This window comes from Pseudomonas sp. SGAir0191, assembly GCF_002812565.2.
Classification (GTDB): domain Bacteria; phylum Pseudomonadota; class Gammaproteobacteria; order Pseudomonadales; family Pseudomonadaceae; genus Aquipseudomonas; species Aquipseudomonas parafulva_B.
In genome coordinates, this window is sequence record NZ_CP025035.2 from 1,211,374 (window position 1) to 1,234,339 (window position 22,966).

Here is a 22,966-nt window from a genome sequence, read left to right on the forward strand (position 1 = left end):
CATTCATCCTTGCTACCTGCTCGGGTTGAGCCGGTAGCGGGCCCGCTCAAGACGTAGCCCGGGCCTGGCGTCAGTTCGGCCCACTGTGGCGACGAACGCCTGTTGCCTGCTGCACCGTCTGGGTTGCAATGCTGCCTGGCACCGGAAACACCACCAAGTGATCGGCTTTTACTGCGATGCCCACCTCTTCTCCTGGCTGACGATCCACATGGCTGGTGAAGATCGCTTCAAGCTGGCTGCCAGTGGGGAGTTGCAGGCGATACAAGGTCGAGGCACCGAGAAAGCTCTTGCCCACGATCACTGCGCGCAACGGGCTGTCGGGGGCATGCACGATGTCATCCGGACGTAGCAACACATCCACCGAGCTGCCTGCAGCCATGCGATAGGCGCGGTTGCCTCGCAGCTCGCCCAGCTCGGTGCTGACGGCTTCCACACTGGTCATCTGGCCACGGATGAAATAGCCCTGGCCGATGAAACTGGCCACGAAAGGTGTCTGCGGTTCATGGTACAGGTTGTAGGGTGTATCCCACTGCTCAAGCCGGCCTTCCTTGAACACCCCAACCTGATCGCTGACCGCGAAGGCTTCTTCCTGATCATGGGTGACCAGGATGGCGCTGGTACCGCGCTGCTTGAGGATATCCCGCACCTCATGGCTGAGCCTGCGACGAAGTTCCACGTCAAGGTTGGAAAACGGCTCGTCCAGAAGCAGCAATTGCGGCTCTGGCGCCAACGCCCGTGCCAGTGCCACCCGCTGCTGCTGGCCGCCGGACAGCTCGTGAGGGTAACGGCCACCAAGCCCACCCAGCTTGACCAGGTCCAGCATCTCGTCGATGACCGCCGCCTGGCGCGGGTGCTTGGCGATGCCGAAGGCGATGTTCTGCGCCACCGTCAGATGGGGGAACAGGGCATAGTCCTGAAACACCATGCCGATGCGGCGCTTCTCCGGCGCCAGGGTGAAACCGGCCTTGGAAATGACGTTGCCGGCCAGTTGGATTTCGCCTTCGTGCACCGGCTCGAAACCTGCGATGGCCCGCAAGGTCGTGGTCTTGCCGCAGCCGGACGAGCCCAGCAGGCAGCCAATGTCGCCTGCATTCAGATGCAGGTTCAGGTTCTGGACGATGCGCTGGTCGCCATAGCCGCAGGCAAGGTTGCGCAGGTTGAGCAGTAGAGGTTGACTCATGCGTGGTGGTAAGCCGGTTCGACAAGAAATTCCAGAAGTGCCTTTTGTGCATGCAGACGGTTCTCAGCTTGATCCCAGGCGACCGAACGGGGGTCATCGAGCAGATCATGGCTGATTTCCTCGCCACGGTGGGCGGGCAGGCAATGCATGAACAAGACGTCGGGTGCTGCCAGGTCGAGCATGTCGCGGGTGACCTGGTACGGCGCGAAATGCGCCAGGCGACGAGCAGTTTCCTCCTCCTGGCCCATGGAAGTCCAGACGTCGGTGGTCACCAGGTGAGCACCTTTTACCGCTTCACGGGGATCGCGCACGACCTGCACGTGCTCAGCGCCGATGGCCAGGAACCGTGGGTCGGGCTCATATCCCTCGGGGCAGGCGATGCGCAGCTGGAAACCGAACTGCCGGGCCGCTTCGATGTACGAGTTGCACATGTTGAAGCCGTCTCCGATCCACGCGACGGTCTTGCCCTCGATTGCCCCACGGTGCTCGAGGAACGTCTGCATGTCGGCCAGAAGCTGACAGGGGTGCGACTCGTCCGACAGGGCGTTGATCACCGGTACGCGGGACTTGGCGGCAAAGTCGGTCAGGGTGCTGTGGGCGTGGGTCCGTATCATCACCACGTCGAGCATGCTCGACAGAACGATGGCGCTGTCGCCGATCGGCTCACCACGGCCCAGTTGGGTATCGCGCGGGGACAGGAAAATGGCCTGGCCGCCAAGCTGAATCATCCCAGCTTCGAACGACACGCGGGTGCGGGTCGACGATTTTTCGAAGATCATGCCCAGCACACGGCTCTTCAGCGGCTCGAACAGCACGCCTCGCTTGCGCAGGTCCTTCAGCTCGATGCCGCGGCGGATCACCCCGAGCAATTCGTCGGTGGTGAAGTCCAGCAGGGAGAGAAAGTGCCTAGCGCTCATGATTGACTACCTTATCTGCAACAGTATGCAGGCCGACCGTGCGGTTTTTTTTGACAACGGCGGTGACCTGCGGCGTAAGCCGCACGAGGCGGACGAATAGGGAAAGGCGCAATACTATAATTAAATGTCGCCTGAAACCAAGGGGTGAAACCACTTGGCACCCCCCGGCGATGTTGCAAGGGGTTTCGCAGGGCACTGTATCGCTGTGTTTTATTTGCTACGGCTGTTTGTACACGGCTTGAGGGCACGTTGGCAAACAGGCAGGGCCTGCCGTATGAGTGATAAAGACCAATTCACACCGCAAAGCACGCTGGCTCCTGTACAGGGCTGAGTCCATAGTCGATCCATCAATACAATGAGGCATGCGGCCATGACCCGTACCCTGCACCACCGTGCTTGTCACCTGTGTGAAGCCATTTGTGGTTTGAACATCGTGCTGAGCCACTCGCCTGGCGAACCTGCCCGGATCGAGTCCATCAAGGGCGATCCTCAGGACCCCTTCAGCCGCGGCCATGTCTGCCCCAAGGCGGTGGCACTGCAGGATATCCAGAATGATCCTGACCGGCTGCGCCAACCCCACCGGCGCGTGGGCGACCAGTGGCAGGCGATTGGCTGGGAGGAGGCTTTTGAACTAGCCGCCGAGCGCCTTTGGCGCGTGCAGCAGGCCCACGGCAACAATGCGGTTGCCGTGTATCAAGGCAACCCGAGTGTGCACAACTATGGGTTGATGACCCATGGCAACTACTTTTTAGGGCTGTTGAAGACCCGCAATCGCTATTCCGCCACATCTGTGGACCAACTGCCCCAGCACCTGGTCAGCCACCTGATGTATGGCCATGGGCTGCTCCTGCCGATTCCGGACATCGACCACACCGATTTCATGCTGGTACTGGGCGGCAACCCCTTGGCCTCGAACGGCAGCATCATGACGGTTCCCGATGTGGAAAAACGCCTCAAGGCCTTGCAGGCCAGGGGCGGACGTCTGGTGGTGATCGATCCGCGGCGCACTGAAACTGCGGTCATCGCAGACAACCATTTATTCATTCGGCCGGGCGGCGACGCGGCCTTGTTGTGCGGGCTGCTCAACACCCTGTTCGAGGAGGGCCTGGCACGCGGCTCGCATCTGCCGATTACAGGGCTGGCCGATGTCCGCGCCGCCCTGGCCCCCATGACGGCCGAGGCCATGAGCGGCCTGTGCGGCATCCCGGCGCAAGCCATTCGCCAGTTGGCGCGTGATTTCGCCGCCGCCGACAAGGCGGTGTGTTACGGGCGCATGGGGGTATCGACCCAAGTGTTCGGCACGCTCTGTCACTGGCTGGTGCAACTGATCAACCTGGTGACCGGTAACCTTGATCGCAAGGGCGGGGCACTGTGTACCGAACCTGCGGTGGACGTGGTGGCGAGCACTTCGGGTGGCCACTTCAACGCCTGGCAGAGTCGGGTCTCGGGCCTGCCAGAGTACGCCGGAGAACTGCCGGTGGCGGCGCTTGCCGAGGAGATGCTGACCCCGGGTGAGGGGCAGGTCCGCGCCCTGGTTACGGTCGCGGGCAATCCCGTACTGTCGACGCCCAACGGGCGGCAATTGGACAGGGCACTGTCGGCGCTCGACTTCATGCTCAGCATCGACCTGTACATCAACGAAACCACGCGCCATGCCGATCTGATCCTGCCATCGACGTCAGCCCTGGAAAACGATCACTACGACACCACCTTCAACCTGCTGGCGGTCCGCAATGTGAGCCGGTTCAACCGAGCGATTCTGCCCAGGCCTGAGGGCGCCCTGCACGACTGGGAAATCTTCGTCGGCCTGGCCAAGGCGTATGCGCGCCGTGCCGGACGTGAGCTGCCGCCGACCGTAGCGCCAGCGCAGATGATCGACAAAGCCTTGCGCAGCGGGCGTTATGGACAGGCGACGCCCTGGCAGCTGTCACTCGAAACCCTCGATGCACATCCACATGGGTTGGACCTGGGCCCCTTGCAGGCCAACCTTGCCCATCGCCTGGGCACGGCGAGCAAAACCGTCGAGGCAGCGCCGCGTGTGCTGCTTGATGATCTGCAGCGCCTGGCCCGGCAGGCGCCGCCAGAAACCGGGCAACTGCTGCTCATAGGGCGGCGTCACGTACGCAGCAACAATTCCTGGATGCACAACTATCACAGGCTGGTCAAAGGTAAACCGCGCCATCACTTGTTGATGCACCCCGATGACCTGCGCCAGCGCCAACTGCACGATGGCCAGCAGGTCAGGGTGCGCTCGCGAGCAGGGGCGGTGCAGGTGCAGGTACAGGCGTGCGAAAGCATCATGCCAGGGGTGGTAAGCCTGCCCCATGGCTTCGGGCACGCTCGTCAGGGTGTGCGCCTTCAGACCGCCCAGGCACAGCCCGGCGTCAGCGCCAACGATCTCACTGACGAGCTGCTGCGCGACTCGGTCTGCGGCAATGCTGCACTCAATGGCGTTCCGGTGCACGTGGAAGCCGCTTGAGCCTTGGCAAGGCCGAGCATGCAGCTCGGCTTTCCGTTACAATGCGTCACCGTGCCGACGCCCGTGTCGGAAAGTCAAGCCGAGGTGCTACATGGATATCATCGAAACGATCAAAGAGCAGATTGCCAACAACACCATTCTGCTTTACATGAAGGGCTCGCCGAATGCGCCGCAGTGCGGCTTTTCGGCCCGTGCCTCCCAGGCAGTGATGGGTTGCGGCGAGAAGTTCGCCTACGTCGACATCCTGCAGAACCCGGAAATTCGCGCCAACCTGCCCAAATATGCCAACTGGCCAACCTTCCCCCAGCTGTGGGTCGGTGGTGAGCTGGTCGGCGGTAGCGATATCGTGCTGGAAATGTTCGAAAAGGGTGAGCTGCAGACCCTGATCAAGGATGCCGCTGCCAAGGCGAAGGCTGCCGAAGCGTAAGAAATGCGCTCAAAAAAAACCCGCCATTGGCGGGTTTTTTTGTGTTGGCGTTTTATTCTTCGCCCATCTGCGACTGCAGGTAATTTTCGATACCAATCTTGTCGATCAAGCCCAGCTGGGTTTCCAGCCAGTCGATGTGCTCTTCTTCAGACTCCAGAATATCTTCCAGCACATCACGCGAACCAAAGTCACCCGCTGTTTCGCAGTGGGCAATGGCCGCCTTCAGGTCGATCAGGCCTTTCTGCTCGATTCGCAAGTCGCACTCGAGCATCTCTTTGGTGTGCTCGCCGATCAGCAGCTTGCCCAAGTCCTGAACATTGGGAATACCTTCGAGAAACAGAATACGCTTGATCAGTTTGTCAGCGTGTTTCATTTCGTCGATCGATTCTTTGTATTCGTGCTTGCCGAGCTTGTTCAGGCCCCAATCTTCGTACATGCGGGCATGCAGGAAATACTGGTTGATTGCGACCAGCTCGTTTCCGAGGATCTTGTTGAGATGCTGGATGACGCTGATGTCGCCTTTCATTGGGGTTCCTGCCCTGTCGAAGTGTGCCAATACAGGGAAGTTTGAGCCTGATGCCCGGGCCTGTCAAACCTAAGTAATTGAATAATAAATGAAAATTAATAGGAATAAGAATGTTTGTGAACCGCGTTGGCGCGCTAACTCGTTGAATTAAGGCGAAAAAAAACCGGACGCAGGGTCCGGTTTTCGTCATTCTGGGTATCAGGCAGTGGTGAATTCTACCGGATAGGGCAGGGCGGCCTGGCTGACCTGAAGTTTGGTCAGTGTTTCGCGCACCACTTCCTTGGCCAGGCAGGCGCACTTGCCACACTGGCTGGCGACACCGGTGGCGGCTCGGACTTCCTTGTAGCTGCAGCATCCTTCATAGATCGCATCGCGGATCTGTCCGTCGGTGACGCCGACACAAAGACACACATACATAGGGCTGACCATCGCTGGCGGGTTCGATGGGTTGGAGCTTAATGTGAATGAGAATGCTTGTCAAAGTGGTTTCAGAAGGCATTCTCCCCGGGTGACCAACGGTTGCGCGCTCAGCATTCGGCCTGCCACCGTAACCTGTGTATGATGGTCAACCTTTGTTGCATGTCGGGTCGGCGACTCGGCCTGGCAATGGTTCTTCACTCACATCAGGAGATAACAATGAGCGTACTCGTTGGCAAGAAAGCCCCCGATTTCACCGTACCTGCCGTACTGGGCAGCGGCGAGATCGTCGACAGCTTCAACCTGGCCTCGGCCATCAAGGGCAAGTACGGCCTGGTGTTCTTCTACCCGCTGGACTTCACCTTCGTCTGCCCGTCCGAGCTGATTGCTCTGGACAATCGCATTCCTGACTTCCAGGCGCGCAACGTGGAAGTGATCGGCGTATCGATCGATTCGCACTTCACCCATAACGCATGGCGCAACACCCCCGTCAACAACGGCGGCATCGGCCCGGTCAAGTACACCCTGGCTGCCGACATGACCCACGAAATCTGCAAGGCCTACGACGTAGAGTCCGAAGGCGGCGTGGCCTTCCGTGGCGCCTTCCTGATCGACACCAACGGTGTCGTGCGCTCGCAGATCATCAACGACCTGCCGCTGGGCCGTAACATGGACGAGCTGCTGCGCCTGGTCGACGCCCTGCAGTTCCACGAAGAGCACGGCGAAGTCTGCCCTGCCAACTGGAAAAAAGGCGACAAAGGCATGAACGCATCGCCAGAAGGCGTTGCTGCCTACCTGAGCGAGAACGCCGGCAAGCTGTAAGCCCGCGTCGAGCACAAAAAAACCGGCCTTCATGGCCGGTTTTTTTGCCAACCGCACGGGCTGGCTTTAGCGCTGAAACGCGCGGGTCAATCCTGTCGCCAGCCGCCCATGTCTTTCCAGCGGTTGACGATACCGCAGAACAGCTCAGCCGTTTTTTCGGTGTCGTAGCGTGCCGAGTGCGCCTCGCGACCATCGAAATCGATGTCAGCGCTTTGGCAGGCGCGAGCCAGCACGGTCTGCCCATAGGCGAGCCCTGCCAGGGTGGCCGTGTCGAAGCTCGAGAACGGGTGGAACGGGTTACGCTTGAGGTCGTTGCGCGCTACCGCCGCGTTAAGGAAACCCAAGTCGAAACTGCTGTTGTGGCCCACCAGAATGGCGCGCTTGCAACCATTGGCCTTGAGCGCCTTGCGGATGCCTCGGAAGATATCCGTCAGGGCCGTTTCCTCGCTCACCGCCATGCGCAGCGGGTGGTCGAGTTTGATGCCGGTGAACTCCAGCGCCGCGGCCTCGATGTTGGCGCCTTCGAAGGGCTCTACCCGGTGAAAATAGGTATGTTCGGGGAACAGAAAACCCTTTTCGTCCATGCCAATGGTGACGGCAGCAATTTCCAGCAAGGCGTCGGTGGCGCTATTGAAACCACCCGTCTCCACATCCACCACCACGGGCAGGTAACCCCGAAAGCGTTCGGCCATCGGGTGACGGTGACCACCGCTGCCAGAGGATTCAAGTTCATCTTCGTACAGGTCTTCGCTCACGCGTGTTCCTCCAGCAGGCGCCAGCGCAGTGTTTCCCCGGCGCGAAGCGGAATCACGGTTTGCTCACCGAAGGGCAGGCTTTCGGGGGCCGTCCATTGATCACGAACCAGGGTGATGGTGTCGGTGTTGGCTGGCAAGCCGTAGAAAGCAGGACCGTGCAGGCTGGCAAAGCCTTCGAGCTTGTCCAGAGCGTTGCGCTGTTCGAACGCCTCTGCATAGAGCTCGATGGCCGCATACGCGGTGTAGCAGCCAGCGCATCCACACGCCGCTTCCTTGGCGTGGCGGGCGTGGGGAGCCGAGTCGGTGCCGAGGAAGAACTTCGGGTTGCCGCTGGTGGCGGCGTCCAGCAACGCCACCTGATGCGTATTGCGTTTGAGGATGGGCAGGCAATAGAAATGCGGCCGTATGCCGCCCACCAGCATATGGTTGCGGTTGTACAGCAAGTGCTGCGCGGTGATGGTGGCGCCAACGTTGGCCGAAGCCTCGGTCACGAACTGGGCCGCATCGCTGGTGGTAATGTGCTCGAAGACCACCTTGAGCGAGGGGAAGCGCTCGACCAGGCGGCGCATATGCTCGTCGATGAAGCGCTTTTCACGGTCGAACACGTCGATCTCGCTGCGCGTGACTTCGCCGTGCACCAGCAATGGCATGCCGACTTCAGCCAGCGCCTCGATAGCCGGGAAAATATTGTCGATGCTGGTCACACCAGAATCGGAATTGGTGGTGGCGCCTGCCGGGTAGAGCTTGGCGGCATGCACGATACCGCTAGCCTTGGCATCTCTGATGTCTTGTGGGCTGGTGCGGTCGGTGAGATACAGCACCATCAACGGCTCAAACCGACTGCCAGCCGGGCGAGCAGCCAGAATACGGTCACGATAGGCCCCGGCTTCGGCGGCATTGCGCACCGGCGGCACCAGGTTGGGCATGATGATGGCACGGGCGAAGGTGCGCGCCACATCACCAACGGTGTGAGGCAGGACGGCACCATCACGCAGATGGATGTGCCAGTCGTCGGGGCGCAGGAGGGTCAGGCGATCGGACATTGAGGATTCCAGGCGGGTCGAACTCAAGCCGCAATGCTACCGGAAAAGCCCCTTCAGAGCACAGGTATCAAGTTTTCCCGCGGCCGCCCGATAGCGTAAAGGTGAGTGTCGAATTATGTGGAGCCCGCCGTGCGCCAGCGTTACCTAGCCCTGTTTATCGTCTTTGCCAGCGTGCCGGCCGGTGCCTTGACGTTCCAGACACGCATGGAGAGCATTGCCTGGACGGTGGAGGGTGACGCGTTCGAATGCCGGCTGACCCAGCCGATAGACGGTTTCGGAAGCGGTGAGTTCGTACGCCGTGCCGGTGAGCAACCGGTGTTCCGCCTGCGCTCACAGACCAATGCGATGGGTGCCGGCGGTGCCACCTTGCTGGCTGCTGCAGCGCCCTGGCAACCTGGGCGCGGGGACATCAACCTGGGCAATGTGCGCATGGCACGTACCGGCGTGCTGTTCAACTCCTCCCAAGGCCAGGCCAGCCGCTTGATCAACGGCCTGCTCGATGGCCGCAGCGCCGTGGTGCGCAACTTCGCCGGGGAGGGCGGGCGGGCAATGGAAGTGCGCGTGCTGCCGGTCAGTTTCGCCAAGGCCTACAGTGACTACCAGGCCTGCGCCAGCAAGCTGTTGCCCATGAACTACGACCAGGTGCGTCAGACCCAGGTGGGCTTCCCCGGTGGCGGCATCGTGCTGGATCAGGCGGCCAAGGCCCGCCTCGATGTGCTGCTCGAATACATGAAGGCCGACCCCAGCGTCAATCAGGTAGCCTTGGACGGGCATTCCGACAACAGCGGCAATCGGTTGACCAACCGCGACCTGTCCCGCCGGCGGGCACTGGCGGTTGCCGATTACCTCATGGCCCACGGCGTGCCTGAAAGCCAGATAACCGTGCGTTTCCACGGCGAGCGTTATCCGCTGGCCAAGAACAACAGCGCCGGCAATCGCGCCCGTAACCGGCGGGTCAACATCGAACTTGAGCGAGGCCCTGCCCAGGCGCAGCCCACGCAAAAGGCGGTCGAGGCCCCCGCTGCCCCCGCTGCCCCGGCGCAGGCTGCAGGTGCCACCAAGCCGGTCCCGGACAAACCCGCCACTGCCAAGTAGCGGCCGTCGCGCCATCGACAATTCTTGTCGCTTTGTCGTCAGAAGCTGTCGCGCCTCTATAAATTGAGCCTCAACGCCGTTAGAATCGGGCCTTTTCCGTACAACCCCGTGGAGTGATGGCATGGCGGACGTAAAAAAGGTCGTACTGGCGTATTCCGGCGGCCTTGATACTTCGGTGATTCTCAAGTGGCTGCAAGATACCTACAACTGCGAGGTGGTGACGTTCACCGCCGACCTGGGGCAGGGTGAAGAGGTCGAGCCGGCGCGTGCCAAGGCTCAGGCAATGGGCGTCAAAGAAATCTACATCGACGATTTGCGCGAAGAATTCGTGCGCGATTTCGTATTCCCGATGTTCCGCGCCAACACCGTGTATGAGGGCGAGTACCTGCTGGGTACTTCCATTGCCCGTCCGCTGATCGCCAAGCGTCTGATCGAAATCGCCAACGAAACCGGTGCCGACGCCATCTCCCACGGCGCTACCGGCAAAGGCAATGACCAGGTTCGTTTCGAACTGGGCGCCTATGCCCTCAAGCCCGGCGTCAAGGTCATCGCGCCATGGCGTGAATGGGACCTGCTCTCGCGCGAGAAACTGATGGACTACGCCGAGAAGCACGGTATCCCGATCGAGCGTCATGGCAAGAAGAAGTCGCCGTACTCGATGGACGCCAACCTGCTGCACATCTCCTATGAAGGCGGTGTCCTGGAAGATACCTGGACCGAGCATGAAGAAGACATGTGGCGTTGGAGCGTTTCGCCCGAAAACGCCCCAGACCAGGCAACCTACCTTGAGCTGACCTACCGCAACGGCGACATCGTCGCAATTGACGGCGTAGAGAAGAGCCCGGCCACTGTGCTGGCCGATCTGAACCGTATCGGCGGCGCCAACGGCATCGGTCGACTGGACATCGTCGAAAACCGCTACGTGGGCATGAAATCGCGTGGCTGCTACGAGACCCCTGGCGGCACCATCATGCTCAAGGCGCACCGCGCCATCGAGTCGATCACCCTGGACCGCGAAGTCGCTCACCTCAAAGACGAGCTGATGCCCAAGTACGCCAGCCTGATTTACACCGGTTACTGGTGGAGCCCGGAGCGGGTCATGCTCCAGCAGATGATCGACGCGTCCCAGGTCAATGTGAACGGTGTCGTACGCCTGAAGCTCTACAAGGGCAACGTTACCGTGGTCGGCCGCAAATCCGACGATTCGCTGTTCGATGCCAACATCGCCACCTTCGAAGAAGACGGCGGTGCCTACAACCAGGAAGACGCGGCGGGCTTCATCAAGCTCAATGCGCTGCGTATGCGTATCGCTGCGAACAAGGGCCGCTCGTTGCTCTGATTCAGCACGCCGTTCTGCAAAAACCCGGCCTAGTGCCGGGTTTTTTGCCTTTACTCGAGGGGGCTGACTGAAAGCCGGACACATTGCCCTCTTGGCACATTGCAGAACTGCCAGGTGCGAGCCGGCTCAGGCGCTTGGGCGAGCGCTTGCAACACCTCCTTTTCCATCAACTGACTTGCCTCTGGCCCGCTGAACATGAAGGTCACCGGCTCGCCGTGCACGATTGCGCTTGCGGTTGGCAGGGTCGTGGACGTGATCTTCCGTGCGCTCTGCGCACTGTCCACTGATTCGATACGCGATCCAGCAGGCGTATAGAAAGACTTGTAATTGAAGTTCAGCGTCAAGAAGAACAGGGCAGTCAGGAAGAAGGGAAAACCAACCAGGAACCATGTATACAGCGTCTGGCTGGCTTCGCTGAGAAAGGGCAAGGTAGCCAGGGCGGAGGCTTCGATTATGCCCGCAAAGATAGCGACGATTGTCAGCGGAGCAACGGGTTGTGCTTGATTCATGGAGCCTTCTCCTGCGCTTTCGTACATCTATAACCTAGGTCCTTGCTCAGCTAAACCCTGCACTGTTTCCCATGCCGGGCCAGCGCCTGCCAAGCGCTTCAAACGTCACGAACAACGGTGTCAGTGTTTGATGTGAAAGTTGTCGGGAGTTGCCCTCTAAGGGAGTTCTTATCCGCTTTTGTTAATTAGCTTGTAACAACTCTTCATCTTGTGTGTAGGAAACTTCCGTAAGTTTAGTAAGCCGTGTCTGTACGTCCGTTTCTAGGCGAAAACGCCGCGCCATGAGTTCTTCTCTCGGTTATCGTGGCCTGCCAATGCAACAGCAATGAATGGATATCGCATGAACAAAGTGCTTATCGTGGATGATCACCCTGTGATACGTCTGGCCGTACGCATGCTGATGGAGCGGCATGGGTACGATGTCGTCGCTGAAACGGACAACGGAGTGGCCGCGCTGCAACTAACACGGCAACATCTTCCCGATATCGTCGTGCTGGACATCGGCATACCCAAGCTCGACGGCCTCGAAGTCATAGGCCGCATGGCCAGTTCAAGCCCATGCAGCAAAGTACTCGTACTGACCTCCCAGGCACCCGGCAACTTCTCGATGCGGTGCATGCAGGCAGGGGCGGCAGGGTACGTATGCAAGCAACAGGAACTGACCGAACTGCTCAGCGCGATCAAGGCGGTGTTGTCGGGCTATAGCTACTTCCCCAACCAGGCGCTGCACGCCTCGCGAGGGCGCAGCGGCGGCAGTGAAGCGGAAATGGTCAACCGCCTTTCGGCAAGGGAGATGACAGTGCTTCAGCAATTGGCGCGGGGCCGGTCGAACAAGGAAATCGCCGACAGCATGTACCTGAGCAACAAGACGGTCAGTACTTACAAATCTCGGTTGCTGCTCAAACTCAACGCGCGGTCATTGGTGGACTTGATCGAACTGGCGCAGCGACACGGGTTGAACTGATGGTATGCAGAGCCTCCTGCAGGAGGGCTCTGCACCGAATTCGAGGCCTGAACGGAGAGGGAGCGGGTCTTTCGGAGGCCCGCCAGCAAGCACCTACCTAGAGATCGTAATCGAAATCGGCCAGCTGCCTCTGCAGTCGACGTTCTTCCAACAGATTGTCGATGGTGCGACGTTTGCTCAGATTGGTTTTCGCCGGTTCCACTTGCGGCTCGACTTCTTCTTCAGCTGTCACAAAATCATCTTCAATCGCGAGGTCGTCTTTATCAGTGCTCATGAGTCGCTCCACGGCAAGGGCCAATGGCCGACCTTATAACCATAAAGTGAGCGCTGGTAAAAAAGATTTTTTCAATCGAAGCGCGGTGTTTTTACTATTGCTTCAATCATCAGTGGTCTTGTGCTTGAATTCGCACAGGTCCTCGATTCGGCAACTGCCGCATCTGGGCTTACGCGCCTGACAGACATAGCGGCCGTGCAAAATCAACCAATGGTGTGCGTCGAGCAAGTAATCCTTGGGGACGAACTTGAGCAGTTTTTTTTCCACCTCCAGCACCGTCTTGCCCGGGGCGATGCCCGTGCGATTGCTGACGCGGAAAATATGGGTATCCACCGCCATGGCCGGTTGGCGAAACGCCGTATTGAGCACTACGTTGGCTGTCTTGCGGCCAACGCCCGGCAAGGCTTCGAGGGCCTCGCGCGTGTTCGGCACCTGCCCGTCATGCCGCTCGATGAGCAGGCGACAGGCCTCGATAACGTTTTTGGCCTTGCTGTTGTAGAGCCCAATGGTCTTGATGTACTGGCTCAGTCCGTCGACACCTAGCGCATAGATAGCCTCAGGGGTGTTGGCAACTGGAAAAAGCCGTGCTGTTGCCTTGTTCACACCCACATCGGTGGATTGCGCGGAGAGAGTCACGGCTACCAACAGCTCGAAGGGTGTGGTGTAAGCCAGCTCGGTTTTGGGTGTCGGGTTGTCTTCGTGCAGTCGACGGAAGATTTCTCGACGTTTGACGGCATTCATGAATTCGTAGCGTTCCTGGAGAACATAAGCAGGCCGTTGGACTTGGCTGCTCTAGTCAAAGCGCAGCAGCCGGTGGCTGTGCGCCATTGTCGCAAGGCAGGGGCCTGCTGCAGGCCCCGCTTATGAGTCACTTGATGCGCTGACCGGGCTTGGCGCCGCTGTCGGGGCTGAGCAGGTAGATTTCTTCACCGCCAGGGCCGGCGGCCATCACCATTCCCTCGGAAACCCCAAAGCGCATTTTACGTGGCTTGAGGTTGGCGACCATCATGGTCAGCCGGCCTTCGAGCTGAGCGGGGTCAGGGTAGGCTGACTTGATGCCGGAGAAGACGTTGCGGCGCTCATCACCGATGTCCAGGGTCAACTGCAGCAGCTTGTCAGCACCCGGTACGGCCTCGGCCTTGACGATCAGTGCCACGCGCAGGTCGACAGCGGCAAAGGTGTCGAAGTCGATTTCCGCCGACAGCGGGTCCTTGTGCAGCTCGCCATTACCCACAGGTGCCTTGGGCTCCTCGGAGGCCAGCAGGTCCTCCTTGCTGGCCGCGATCATGTCTTGCACCTTGGCAGGTTCAATGCGGCTGAGCAGGGCCTTGAACGGGTTGAGCGTGTGATTTTCCAGGCGCGAGCGGTGATCGTCCCAGGTCAAGGGGGCCACATTCAGGAAGGCCTCGGCATCGGCCGCAAGCACTGGCAGCACAGGCTTGAGGAAGATCACCAACTGACGGAACAGGTTGATGCCCTGGGCGCAGATGGCTTGCACCTCATCTTGCCTGCCTTCCTGCTTGGCCAGCGACCAAGGCGCTTTTTCGGCAATCCAGGCATTGGCGCGGTCGGCCAGTGCCATGATCTCGCGCATGGCGCGTGCGAAGTCTCGGCCCTCGTAGGCCTCGGCAATGGACGGTGCGGCTGCCAGGAAGGCTTCGGTCAGCTCTGGAGCTGCATCACCGGCCACCATCACGCCGTCGTTGCCTTTATGGATGAACCCGGCACACCGGCTGGCGATGTTGACCACCTTGCCCACCAGGTCGGAGTTGACCTTCTGCACAAAGTCCTCAAGATTCAGGTCCAGGTCATCGACCCCGCGACCGAGTTTGGCGGCATAGTAGTAACGCAGGTATTCGGGTTGCAAATGGTCGAGGTAGGTACGGGCCTTGATGAACGTGCCCCGCGACTTGGACATCTTCGCACCGTTGACGGTGAGGTAGCCGTGCACGTTGACCGCGGTCGGCTTGCGCAAGCCAGCGCCTTCGAGCATGGCGGGCCAGAACAGGGCGTGGAAATTGACGATGTCCTTGCCGATGAAGTGGTAAAGCTCAGCGCTGGAGCCCTGGTTCCAGAAGGCATCGAAGTCCAGGTCCGGGCGACGCGCGCACAGGTTCTTGAAACTCGCCATGTAGCCGATCGGCGCGTCCAGCCAGACGTAGAAGTACTTGCCAGGCTCGCCAGGGATCTCGAAACCGAAGTACGGCGCGTCCCGGGAGATGTCCCACTCCTGCAGACCGGCATCCAGCCATTCGGCGAGCTTGTTGGCCACGGCGTCCTGCAACGTGCCGCTGCGCGTCCACTGCTGGAGCATGGCCTGGAAGTCAGGCAGCTTGAAGAAGAAGTGCTGGGAGTCGCGCAGCACCGGTGTAGCACCTGAAATGGCCGACTTGGGGTCTTTCAATTCGGTCGGTGCATAGGTCGCGCCGCATTTTTCGCAGTTATCGCCATACTGGTCTTCGGCCGCGCACTTCGGGCACGTGCCCTTGATGAAGCGGTCTGCCAGGAACATGCCCTTTTCGGGGTCGAAGTATTGGGTCACCGAGCGAGTGGAGATATGCCCCGCCTCGCGCAGCCGGGTATAGATCATGCCCGACAGCTCACGGTTTTCTTCGCTGTGGGTGGAGTGGAAATTATCGAAGTCCACGAGGAAATCGGCAAAGTCGGCGCTGTGCTCGGCCTGTACGTTGGCGATCAGTTGCTCTGGCGTGATGCCTTCCTTTTCGGCTCGCAGCATGATGGCCGAGCCGTGTGCATCATCGGCACAGACATAGATGCACTGATTGCCGCGCAGCTTTTGAAAGCGGACCCACATGTCTGTCTGGATGTACTCGAGCATATGGCCAAGATGGATGGATCCATTGGCATAGGGCAGGGCGCTGGTGACGAGAATCTGACGTGGCTCGGACATGGTGGCTCGGCTACTTATCTGGCGACGGGTGAAAATGAGGATGATCGGCCACTATAAAGGGCTGACGAATATATTTCACCCCGCGCACGCATCTGCTGACGATTGACGGGTTAGGATAGGCGCTTGTTTTACATTCAGTTTGCCAATGGGAGTGTCCATGAGTGCCCTCAATCGCGCCGCCATCGAAGGCGTGCTTCGCCAGTACACCGACCCCTATCTCGACCAGGATCCGGTCACTGCCGGTTGCGTGAGTGCCATCGAAATCCAGGATGGGTATGTCAGCGTACAGATGCAGCTCGGCTATGCCGCAGGCCTGTTCAAGCAGGGCTGGGCGCAGGTGCTGGAAACGGCGATCGGTAACCTTGAGGGTGTGACCCGCGCACAGGTGAGCATCGAGTGCGTGATCGCGGCCCACAAGGGCCAGGCCCAAGTGCCCGGCATGGCCAACGTCAAGAACGTCATCGCCGTGGCATCGGGCAAGGGCGGCGTGGGCAAATCCACCACCGCCGCCAACCTGGCGCTGGCACTGGCCCGTGAGGGGGCGCGCGTAGGCATCCTCGATGCGGATATCTACGGCCCCAGCCAAGGCGTGATGTTCGGCATCGCCGAAGGTACGCGGCCGCAGATTCGTGATCAGAAATGGTTCGTGCCTATCCAGGCCCATGGGGTCGAAGTGATGTCGATGGCATTCCTGACCGATGACAATACCCCCATGGTGTGGCGCGGCCCCATGGTCTCGGGGGCGCTGCTGCAGTTGGTAACCCAGACAGCCTGGAATGATCTCGATTACCTGGTCATCGACATGCCGCCTGGCACCGGCGACATCCAGCTGACGCTGGCGCAAAAAGTGCCGGTGGCAGGTTCGGTCATCGTGACCACGCCCCAGGACCTGGCGCTGCTCGATGCCAGAAAAGGCGTGGAAATGTTCCGCAAGGTCAACATTCCGGTGTTGGGCGTGGTCGAGAACATGGCCGTACACATCTGTTCGAACTGCGGCCACGCTGAGCACCTGTTCGGCGAGGGTGGCGGTGAGAAACTCGCCAGCCAGTACGGCGTCGATCTGCTGGCGTCGTTGCCGCTTTCGATGTTGATCCGCGAGCAGGCCGACAACGGCAAGCCTACGGCCATCGCCGAGCCTGAGAGCCAGATCGCCATGGTGTACCAGGAGCTGGCGCGCAAGGTGGGGGCGCGTATCGTACTGCGTGAGGCGGCAGCGCCAGCGATGCCGAGCATCACCATCAGCGAAGACTAGTCGGCTGTAGTACCGCAGCCTTTCAGATCAAGACCAGAGGGCGGCTCGGTGAGCCGCTCGTGCTGACAGGTCGTGCTCAGAGGAGGCCAGGCGCGTATCTGTTCAACGGGCGATCCTTGACCATGGTCAGCGCGCCCTGGCGCCTGCTGACTGAGTAGCAGGCATAAAAAAACCCGCCGAAGCGGGTTTTTTTTGAAAGCTAGAAAGCTAGATCGACTTAGGCGATCTGAACTTCTTCAGCCTGCATGCCTTTCTGGCCGCGGGTAGCGACGAAAGTAACAGCCTGGCCTTCTTTCAGGGTTTTGAAGCCGTCAGCTTGGATGGCTTTGAAGTGCACGAACAGGTCGTCGCCCGACTGAGGGGTGATGAAGCCGTAGCCTTTCTCATCGTTGAACCACTTGACGGTACCGCTTTGACGATTGGACATTTTTCTGTCTCCTTGGACAATTTGATTTCGGTCAGGAAAAACCCTGCCCGGGACTGAGCGCAAAGAGAGCAGAAAATTCAGCGATGGGCCGATCAGGATCGTGCATCAAACTAGAGATTCTCGGTGTCACGTGCAGCACAGTGGCAACACCTTACCCCACTTTGCCCAAGCTGCCAATGGCCAGACGCCGCTTTCCCCGAAAAGAGATCGACGGCGGCTGCAAGCCACGCCTCGCGGGCACTGTAGCCGCGGCGGGCGGCAAACGCTGGATGGAACTTTGAAGACCGCGCCGGGACCGGTAAGATGCGCGTCTATCTTTACCTTGCAGACTCTTCAGGACATCCCGCCATGAGCATCAAATCGGACAAGTGGATTCGCCGCATGGCGCAGGAACACGGCATGATCGAGCCGTTCGTGGAGCGCCAGGTGCGTGGCGAACAGGATAACCGGGTCATCTCTTTCGGCGTTTCCAGCTACGGCTACGACGTGCGCTGCGCCGACGAATTCAAGGTCTTCACCAATATCAACTCGGCCACCGTCGACCCGAAGAACTTCGATGCCGGCAGCTTCGTCGACATCAAGAGCGACGTGTGCATCATCCCGCCCAACTCCTTTGCACTGGCGCGCACCGTGGAGTACTTCCGCATCCCGCGCGACGTGCTGACCATCTGCCTGGGCAAGAGCACCTATGCGCGTTGCGGCATCATCGTCAACGTGACCCCGCTCGAGCCCGAATGGGAAGGCCACGTGACGCTGGAGTTCTCCAACACCACCACGTTGCCGGCCAAGATCTACGCCAACGAAGGGGTGGCGCAGATGCTGTTCCTGCAATCGGACGAGCCTTGTGAAGTGTCCTACCGGGACCGCGGCGGCAAGTACCAGGGCCAACGTGGCGTCACCCTGCCACGCACCTGACCGACAGGCGTCGGGAATTTCATCGGCTTTTGACGCTCCAAGTGGTAACCCTGCCGATTTGCATAAAGCGGGTCGGCTGTTGTCAGGAGGTGCCAATGAAACTCCACCCAACGATCAGTGCGAAGTTGGCTGGCTTGCAGCCCAATCACATCGGGCTGCTGTCCTGGTCGCTGTTGGCTGACCCATTGCCGCTGCATGCCGGCGGTGTGCCAGGGCAGCCTGACCCGGACACGCCGCAGCCTGGCCAGCCGGGTGATACGCCTATGGAGCCCGGCGAGCCCACCCTTCCCGATGAGCCGCCTCCGGCGCCGGTGGCCTGATTCATTTCATAGCGGCCACACCCGGCCGGCACCGGCCAGATAGACCTGGCTGGTGCCGGCGGGCTCGATCTCCCAACCGCCTGTGAATTCTCCGAAAGCTGGCAGCAGGCTGACTTTTTCGTCGATCAGAAAGCACGGTAGGCGCAGCCGCTGGCGAGCCCTGCCGCGCAGCACGAAGACCGGGTGGACGTGCCCTGAAAGCACCGTGAGTGCCGGATGCGCCTTGGGTTCGTGTTGCAGGGCGAACGGCCCCACTACATAAGGTTCGTCTACCACGTCGATTCCCAGCTCAACAGGTGGATCGCCTGCGTTGCGGTCATGGTTGCCGCGTATCAGCACGATGCTCAACTCCGGATGACGCTCTCGCCAGGCTTGCACCCGGGCCAGCGTAGCCGGCGCCCGCGCAGTCCGGGCATGCAGGAAATCACCGAGCACGATCAGTTGCTCGCAGTCATGCTCGGCCAGCAGTGTGTCGAGCCGGGCCAACGTGGCTTCGGTAGTGCCTCTTGGAACGGGTTGGTGCAAGGCCCTGTAGCTCGCCGCCTTGCCGATGTGCACATCGGCCAGCAGCAACGCCTTGCGGGCTGGCCAATACACGGCTTTGTCCGGCAGCAGCCAGAGTTTCTGCCCGGCCAGTTCGATGGCGCAATGTGTCGTCATGTGTGGATCGCCAGGCCGTCGATGGCCAGCGATATGACCGCTACCCCATGAATGCGTTTGGTCGTTATCTGGTTCAACCTGCAATGCTCTCCAATTCCGCTACCATCCGCGCGATGCGGTCTGCCAGTTTTTCCGTGCTGAGGGTTTCACGCAGCCCTTCGACCAGTAGCGCGAACGCCAGCGGCCCGGTGCGCTCCATCACACGCAAGTCCAGCCTGAGGTCGGTCAGTTTCAGCAACTGGGCCCGAAGCCGATCGATTTCCAACTCCTCGCTAAGTACCTCATCACGTGCCTGGCCCAGCAGCAGGTTGCCTGCGTCGTGCTTGCGGAACACCTCGTAGAACAACCCGCTCGAGGCCTGGATCTGGCGCATGCTCTTTTGCGCCGCAGGATAGCCACCGAACACCAGCCCAGCGATCTGGGCGATTTCCCGGAACCGGCGCAGCGCCATTTCCCCGGCATTGAGGCTGGCAAGCACATCCTCCAGAAGATTTTCGGTACTCAACGCCTGGGGCAGGTAGCTGGCCCAATCCACCGGCCCAGGGCTTAGCAGCTCGAAGCCGTAGTCGTTGACGGCGATGGAAACCGACAGCGGTTGCTCACGGCTGACACGCCAGGCGATCAGGTTGGCCAACCCCATGTTGGCCATGCGCCCGGCAAACGGGTACACGAACAGGTGCCAGCCCTGCCTGGATTTGAATGTCTCTGCCAGCAGCGTCCCTGTCGTCGGCAGCGCCGACCACTGGGCTTGTACCGTGAGCAACGGCCTTACTGCGCGCATTTCAGGGCTGTCGAAGCGACCGTGCGCTGCGGCGTCAAGTTGCTGGACCACAGCGTCTGCCAGTTCGCTGGAAAGCGGCATGCGCCCGCCGTTCCAGCGGGCCACCGCCGCCTTGCGCGCATTGCTGCGGCGCACATAGGCGGTCATGTTTTCCACGCGAACCAGCTCCAGCACGCGGCCGGCGAAGACGAATGTGTCCCCGGGCCTCAAGCGTGAGATGAACGCTTCTTCCACGCTGCCCAGGTTCTTGCCGCCACCGCCTTTGCTCCAGTACTTCAGGTGCAGCGAGGCGTCACTGACGATGGTGCCGATGCCCATGCGATGGCGGCGCGCCAGGCGCTCACTGGCGACCCGGTACATGCCGTCTGGGTGCATTTCAACACGTTGATAATCGGGGTAGGCGCTGAGCGAGCTGCCGCCATGGCAAACGAAGTCCAGTGCCCATTGCCACTGGCTGTCGCGTAGGTCGGCAAAGGCCCAGGTGCTGCGCACTTCAGCGAGCAGTTGCTGCGGCTCGAACCCGCTGCCCAGGGCCATGCTGACCAGGTGCTGGACCAGTACATCCATGCACAGGCGCGGCGACCGTCGGCCCTCCAGGTGGCCGGCCGCCAGGGCCTGGCGCATGGCGGCGGCTTCCACCAGCTCCAGGCTGTGGGTGGGCACCAGGGTGATACGCGAGCGCCGTCCAGGCGCATGCCCGGAGCGTCCTGCGCGCTGCATCAACCGGGCGATTCCTTTGGCCGAACCGATCTGCAGGACGCGCTCGACCGGCAGAAAGTCCACGCCCAGGTCCAGGCTCGATGTACAGACGACGGCTTTGAGCGTGCCCTCCTTGAGGCTGCGTTCGACCCAGTCGCGGGTGTCACGTGCCAGGCTGGCGTGATGTAGCGCGATCAGGCCCGCCCAGTCGGGGCGCTCCTCGAGCAGGGCCTGGTACCAGAGCTCGGCCTGCGCCCGGGTGTTGGTGAACACCAGGCAACTGCTGCTGGCGTCGATTTCCCGGCTCACCTGCTTCAACATCTTCAGGCCGATGTGCCCTGCCCATGGGAAGCGCTCGATGTGCTCAGGCACCAGGGTATCGACCTGCAGCACCTTGTCCTGGCGCCCGCGGACCAGCTGACCACCTTGGGGCAGCAACACGTCCAGGGCATGCTGCAGGTTGCCGAGGGTGGCCGACAGCCCCCAGGTCGGCAGGCCAGGGTGCCAACGCCGAAGGCGGGCCAACGCCAGTTGCAGCTGAACCCCCCGCTTGTTGCCGAGCAGTTCGTGCCACTCATCCACCACAACCATGCGCAGCGTCGCGAAGTCATTGCTGGCCTGTGCCCTGGTCAGTAGCAGGGTCAGGCTTTCAGGTGTGGTGACCAGCACGCTGGGCATGCGCCGGGCCTGGCGTGCGCGCTCGGCGCTGCCGGTATCGCCGCTGCGCACGCCAACGCTCCAGGGCAAGCCCATCTCGTCGATGGGCGCCTGCAGCGCTCGTGCCGTATCGGCGGCCAGGGCGCGCATGGGGGTGATCCAGATGACCTGGAGCGGCGCCGCGTGGCGCCCCTGGGCCTGGGCCTTGAACGCCCGCAGTGCCGCCAGCCAGACCGCATACGTCTTGCCAGCGCCAGTGTTGGCATAGAGCAGACCCGACTCCCCGCGCTCGACGGCGGCCCACACCTTGCGCTGGAAAGCGAACGGCTTCCAGCCGCGTTGGGCGAACCAGGCATTGGCAAGATCGGTGGCGGCGGGCATCAGGCGGGCAGTCCCTCGAAGGCTGTGCTTCTAGAGACCACCGCTGCAAGGCATTGGTTTACTTGTCAGTTGGCCAACAGATTGCCGCTGCGGCACACCTGCTCGCCGGCAACATGGGCGATCACCATGCCTGCCGTGGCCATGCGCCGCACGCTGCGCGCATACAGCAGGCCAGGCTGGCTGTTGCGCAAGGGCATGACGCGATCACTGAGCGGGTCGATGACCTCGGCAATCAGTTGTCCTGCCTCCAGGTACTGCCCTGGCTTGGCGTGGTACACCAGCAACCCGCCCGCAGCGGCCGTGATTGGCTCCACCGCAGCCAGTGGCGTGGCTGGCCAGCGCAAGGGCGGCAGGGCAGGGGCATGGCCCTGTATCACGCCGGCATGGGTCAGGAAGTCGAGAATGGCCTGGCAGTCTTGGCGCGCCAGGTCGTGGCTCACATCCGCCTGGCCGCGCAATTCGAGGGTGACTGAACACGTGCCCGCCGGGATGGGGAAGCGTTTGCCAAAGCGCTGTTGCAGTTGCCACCACAGCAGGCTGAAGCACTCGTCGAAAGACTGCCCGCCCGAATCGGTCGCCAACAGACTGGCCTGGGCACCCAGGTAACGGGCCAAGGGCTCGAACTGCGGCCAGGCGTCCGGGGTGGTATAGAGATGTTCGACAGCGTCGAAGTCGCAGTGCAGGTCCAGGACCAGGTCGGCATCGCACGCCAGGCGCTGCAGGATCAGGCGCTGCGCTTGCAGTGGAGTACGCGCCGGATGAGCATCCAGGCCACGGCGCAGGTATTCGCGGATCAGGGCCTGATTGTGGAGCGGGTCCTGGGTCAGGTGGGCCTCGACCTGATCACCGATGCTGTCTGACAGATCGACGAAATTGCGGTTGAAGTTCTCGCCACTTTGCAACTCGAACCGGCCCAGCGGGGCGTCGAGCAGCACCTGCTCAAGGCCTACCGGGTTGGCAACCGGCACCAGGATGACCTCGCACTGCAGGCGGCCTTGCTGGTCCAGCTCCAGCAACTGGCGCTTGAGGTGCCAGGCCACTAGCATGCCGGGCAATTCGTCAGCATGCAGCGAGGCCTGGATGTACACCTTGCGGCCACCGCGTGGCCCGAAGTGGAAGCTGTGCAGTTGGCGGGTTACCCCCGGAACAGGGGAGAGGATGTCGTGGGTCGAGTGGTGCATGATGGTCCTGAATACGGGGCTGGAACGGTCTGGAG

At 61.0% G+C, this 22,966-nt stretch carries 23 protein-coding genes; 9 read left to right on the top strand and 14 right to left on the bottom strand.

From position 1 onward, the window contains the following. Window positions 1-70: 70 nt before the first annotated feature. Complete coding sequence (locus CWR53_RS05455) at window positions 71-1,180, bottom strand: ABC transporter ATP-binding protein (protein WP_058605179.1); 1,110 nt, start codon at window positions 1,178-1,180, stop codon at window positions 71-73. Continuing rightward, the gene (gene argF, locus CWR53_RS05460; protein WP_100850993.1) at window positions 1,177-2,097 is read right to left on the bottom strand and encodes an ornithine carbamoyltransferase; all 921 of its coding nucleotides are present in this window, start codon (window positions 2,095-2,097) and stop codon (window positions 1,177-1,179) included. The genes CWR53_RS05455 and argF overlap by 4 nt, the downstream gene beginning before the upstream one ends. Window positions 2,098-2,467: 370 nt before the next feature. Between argF and CWR53_RS05465 the strand changes: the two genes are divergently transcribed. Continuing rightward, complete coding sequence (locus CWR53_RS05465; RefSeq protein WP_100850994.1) at window positions 2,468-4,576, top strand: molybdopterin-dependent oxidoreductase; 2,109 nt, start codon at window positions 2,468-2,470, stop codon at window positions 4,574-4,576. Between the two features lie 91 nt (window positions 4,577-4,667). Next, window positions 4,668-5,003 carry a Grx4 family monothiol glutaredoxin gene (gene grxD / locus CWR53_RS05470; protein WP_023535214.1) on the top strand — a complete coding sequence of 112 codons (336 nt, stop codon included), beginning with the start codon at window positions 4,668-4,670 and terminating at the stop codon, window positions 5,001-5,003. A 52-nt stretch (window positions 5,004-5,055) separates the two neighbouring features. Here grxD and bfr read toward each other — a convergent pair whose 3' ends face one another. Together bfr and CWR53_RS05480 are read right to left on the bottom strand one after the other, a co-directional pair. Beyond that, the gene (gene bfr / locus CWR53_RS05475; protein ID WP_058605176.1) at window positions 5,056-5,529 is read right to left on the bottom strand and encodes a bacterioferritin; all 474 of its coding nucleotides are present in this window, start codon (window positions 5,527-5,529) and stop codon (window positions 5,056-5,058) included. A gap of 198 nt (window positions 5,530-5,727) precedes the next feature. Further along, the gene (locus CWR53_RS05480; protein WP_100850995.1) at window positions 5,728-5,946 is read right to left on the bottom strand and encodes a bacterioferritin-associated ferredoxin; all 219 of its coding nucleotides are present in this window, start codon (window positions 5,944-5,946) and stop codon (window positions 5,728-5,730) included. Between the two features lie 219 nt (window positions 5,947-6,165). On the opposite strand from CWR53_RS05480, the gene CWR53_RS05485 reads away from it, so the two are divergent. Continuing rightward, window positions 6,166-6,768 carry a peroxiredoxin gene (locus CWR53_RS05485; RefSeq protein ID WP_023535284.1) on the top strand — a complete coding sequence of 201 codons (603 nt, stop codon included), beginning with the start codon at window positions 6,166-6,168 and terminating at the stop codon, window positions 6,766-6,768. Window positions 6,769-6,854: 86 nt separating this feature from the next. On the opposite strand, the gene rnt is transcribed toward CWR53_RS05485, so the two are convergent. Continuing rightward, window positions 6,855-7,523, bottom strand: a complete 669-nt coding sequence (gene rnt, locus CWR53_RS05490) for a ribonuclease T (RefSeq protein WP_027915348.1) — start codon at window positions 7,521-7,523, stop codon at window positions 6,855-6,857. After that, on the bottom strand, window positions 7,520-8,566 hold the full coding sequence (gene pyrC, locus CWR53_RS05495) for a dihydroorotase (RefSeq protein ID WP_100850996.1): 1,047 nt from the start codon (window positions 8,564-8,566) through the stop codon (window positions 7,520-7,522). The genes rnt and pyrC overlap by 4 nt, the downstream gene beginning before the upstream one ends. A 129-nt stretch (window positions 8,567-8,695) precedes the next feature. On the opposite strand from pyrC, the gene CWR53_RS05500 reads away from it, so the two are divergent. Next, window positions 8,696-9,661, top strand: a complete 966-nt coding sequence (locus CWR53_RS05500) for an OmpA family protein (RefSeq protein WP_100850997.1) — start codon at window positions 8,696-8,698, stop codon at window positions 9,659-9,661. Window positions 9,662-9,782: 121 nt separating this feature from the next. Next, window positions 9,783-11,000: an argininosuccinate synthase gene (locus CWR53_RS05505; protein WP_058606061.1), complete on the top strand. Its 1,218-nt coding sequence runs from the start codon at window positions 9,783-9,785 to the stop codon at window positions 10,998-11,000. 50 nt (window positions 11,001-11,050) lie between these two features. Here CWR53_RS05505 and CWR53_RS05510 read toward each other — a convergent pair whose 3' ends face one another. Continuing rightward, window positions 11,051-11,509, bottom strand: a complete 459-nt coding sequence (locus CWR53_RS05510; protein ID WP_058606060.1) for a hypothetical protein — start codon at window positions 11,507-11,509, stop codon at window positions 11,051-11,053. Window positions 11,510-11,849: 340 nt separating this feature from the next. Between CWR53_RS05510 and CWR53_RS05515 the strand changes: the two genes are divergently transcribed. Beyond that, a complete protein-coding gene (locus CWR53_RS05515) occupies window positions 11,850-12,473 on the top strand; it encodes a response regulator transcription factor (RefSeq protein ID WP_058606059.1) in 624 nt (207 codons plus the stop codon). A gap of 97 nt (window positions 12,474-12,570) precedes the next feature. Here the strand turns inward: CWR53_RS05515 and CWR53_RS22915 are convergent, their stop codons facing one another. The 3 genes from CWR53_RS22915 to metG form a co-directional block, all read right to left on the bottom strand. Next, window positions 12,571-12,747, bottom strand: coding sequence for a PA3496 family putative envelope integrity protein (locus tag CWR53_RS22915; protein WP_167339837.1), 177 nt, complete (start codon window positions 12,745-12,747; stop codon window positions 12,571-12,573). Window positions 12,748-12,849: 102 nt separating this feature from the next. Beyond that, a complete protein-coding gene (gene nth / locus CWR53_RS05520) occupies window positions 12,850-13,488 on the bottom strand; it encodes an endonuclease III (protein ID WP_058606058.1) in 639 nt (212 codons plus the stop codon). Between the two features lie 127 nt (window positions 13,489-13,615). Beyond that, window positions 13,616-15,658 carry a methionine--tRNA ligase gene (metG, locus tag CWR53_RS05525; RefSeq protein WP_100850998.1) on the bottom strand — a complete coding sequence of 681 codons (2,043 nt, stop codon included), beginning with the start codon at window positions 15,656-15,658 and terminating at the stop codon, window positions 13,616-13,618. A 157-nt stretch (window positions 15,659-15,815) separates the two neighbouring features. On the opposite strand from metG, the gene apbC reads away from it, so the two are divergent. Further along, window positions 15,816-16,910, top strand: coding sequence for an iron-sulfur cluster carrier protein ApbC (apbC, locus tag CWR53_RS05530; RefSeq protein ID WP_058606056.1), 1,095 nt, complete (start codon window positions 15,816-15,818; stop codon window positions 16,908-16,910). A 217-nt stretch (window positions 16,911-17,127) separates the two neighbouring features. Here the strand turns inward: apbC and CWR53_RS05535 are convergent, their stop codons facing one another. Further along, window positions 17,128-17,337 carry a cold-shock protein gene (locus CWR53_RS05535; RefSeq protein ID WP_016488765.1) on the bottom strand — a complete coding sequence of 70 codons (210 nt, stop codon included), beginning with the start codon at window positions 17,335-17,337 and terminating at the stop codon, window positions 17,128-17,130. A gap of 348 nt (window positions 17,338-17,685) precedes the next feature. On the opposite strand from CWR53_RS05535, the gene dcd reads away from it, so the two are divergent. Continuing rightward, window positions 17,686-18,252, top strand: a complete 567-nt coding sequence (dcd, locus tag CWR53_RS05540; protein ID WP_023535255.1) for a dCTP deaminase — start codon at window positions 17,686-17,688, stop codon at window positions 18,250-18,252. 95 nt (window positions 18,253-18,347) lie between these two features. Next, window positions 18,348-18,572, top strand: coding sequence for a hypothetical protein (locus tag CWR53_RS05545; RefSeq protein ID WP_058606055.1), 225 nt, complete (start codon window positions 18,348-18,350; stop codon window positions 18,570-18,572). Window positions 18,573-18,578: 6 nt separating this feature from the next. Here the strand turns inward: CWR53_RS05545 and pdeM are convergent, their stop codons facing one another. The 3 genes from pdeM to CWR53_RS05560 form a co-directional block, all read right to left on the bottom strand. Further along, window positions 18,579-19,232, bottom strand: a complete 654-nt coding sequence (gene pdeM, locus CWR53_RS05550) for a ligase-associated DNA damage response endonuclease PdeM (protein ID WP_058637954.1) — start codon at window positions 19,230-19,232, stop codon at window positions 18,579-18,581. Window positions 19,233-19,305: 73 nt separating this feature from the next. Then, window positions 19,306-21,750 (bottom strand): ligase-associated DNA damage response DEXH box helicase, encoded by a 2,445-nt coding sequence (locus tag CWR53_RS05555; protein ID WP_058606053.1) that lies wholly within the window; start codon window positions 21,748-21,750, stop codon window positions 19,306-19,308. Between the two features lie 65 nt (window positions 21,751-21,815). Continuing rightward, on the bottom strand, window positions 21,816-22,931 hold the full coding sequence (locus CWR53_RS05560; RefSeq protein ID WP_058637956.1) for a succinylglutamate desuccinylase/aspartoacylase family protein: 1,116 nt from the start codon (window positions 22,929-22,931) through the stop codon (window positions 21,816-21,818). Window positions 22,932-22,966 lie beyond the last annotated feature (35 nt).

Excerpts from the sequence above, each read along its gene's own strand:
- CWR53_RS05455 (WP_058605179.1), bottom strand. The coding sequence starts at position 1,180 with ATGAGTCAACCTCTACTGCTCAACCTGCGCAACCTTGCCTGCGGCTAT.
- pdeM (WP_058637954.1), bottom strand. The coding sequence starts at position 19,232 with ATGACGACACATTGCGCCATCGAACTGGCCGGGCAGAAACTCTGGCTG.
- argF (WP_100850993.1), bottom strand. The coding sequence starts at position 2,097 with ATGAGCGCTAGGCACTTTCTCTCCCTGCTGGACTTCACCACCGACGAA.
- CWR53_RS05545 (WP_058606055.1), top strand. The coding sequence starts at position 18,348 with ATGAAACTCCACCCAACGATCAGTGCGAAGTTGGCTGGCTTGCAGCCC.
- bfr (WP_058605176.1), bottom strand. The coding sequence starts at position 5,529 with ATGAAAGGCGACATCAGCGTCATCCAGCATCTCAACAAGATCCTCGGA.
- CWR53_RS05480 (WP_100850995.1), bottom strand. The coding sequence starts at position 5,946 with ATGTATGTGTGTCTTTGTGTCGGCGTCACCGACGGACAGATCCGCGAT.
- CWR53_RS05535 (WP_016488765.1), bottom strand. The coding sequence starts at position 17,337 with ATGTCCAATCGTCAAAGCGGTACCGTCAAGTGGTTCAACGATGAGAAA.
- dcd (WP_023535255.1), top strand. The coding sequence starts at position 17,686 with ATGAGCATCAAATCGGACAAGTGGATTCGCCGCATGGCGCAGGAACAC.
- grxD (WP_023535214.1), top strand. The coding sequence starts at position 4,668 with ATGGATATCATCGAAACGATCAAAGAGCAGATTGCCAACAACACCATT.
- metG (WP_100850998.1), bottom strand. The coding sequence starts at position 15,658 with ATGTCCGAGCCACGTCAGATTCTCGTCACCAGCGCCCTGCCCTATGCC.
- CWR53_RS05555 (WP_058606053.1), bottom strand. The coding sequence starts at position 21,750 with ATGCCCGCCGCCACCGATCTTGCCAATGCCTGGTTCGCCCAACGCGGC.
- CWR53_RS05485 (WP_023535284.1), top strand. The coding sequence starts at position 6,166 with ATGAGCGTACTCGTTGGCAAGAAAGCCCCCGATTTCACCGTACCTGCC.
- CWR53_RS22915 (WP_167339837.1), bottom strand. The coding sequence starts at position 12,747 with ATGAGCACTGATAAAGACGACCTCGCGATTGAAGATGATTTTGTGACA.
- nth (WP_058606058.1), bottom strand. The coding sequence starts at position 13,488 with ATGAATGCCGTCAAACGTCGAGAAATCTTCCGTCGACTGCACGAAGAC.
- pyrC (WP_100850996.1), bottom strand. The coding sequence starts at position 8,566 with ATGTCCGATCGCCTGACCCTCCTGCGCCCCGACGACTGGCACATCCAT.
- CWR53_RS05510 (WP_058606060.1), bottom strand. The coding sequence starts at position 11,509 with ATGAATCAAGCACAACCCGTTGCTCCGCTGACAATCGTCGCTATCTTT.
- apbC (WP_058606056.1), top strand. The coding sequence starts at position 15,816 with ATGAGTGCCCTCAATCGCGCCGCCATCGAAGGCGTGCTTCGCCAGTAC.
- CWR53_RS05515 (WP_058606059.1), top strand. The coding sequence starts at position 11,850 with ATGAACAAAGTGCTTATCGTGGATGATCACCCTGTGATACGTCTGGCC.
- CWR53_RS05560 (WP_058637956.1), bottom strand. The coding sequence starts at position 22,931 with ATGCACCACTCGACCCACGACATCCTCTCCCCTGTTCCGGGGGTAACC.
- CWR53_RS05465 (WP_100850994.1), top strand. The coding sequence starts at position 2,468 with ATGACCCGTACCCTGCACCACCGTGCTTGTCACCTGTGTGAAGCCATT.
- CWR53_RS05505 (WP_058606061.1), top strand. The coding sequence starts at position 9,783 with ATGGCGGACGTAAAAAAGGTCGTACTGGCGTATTCCGGCGGCCTTGAT.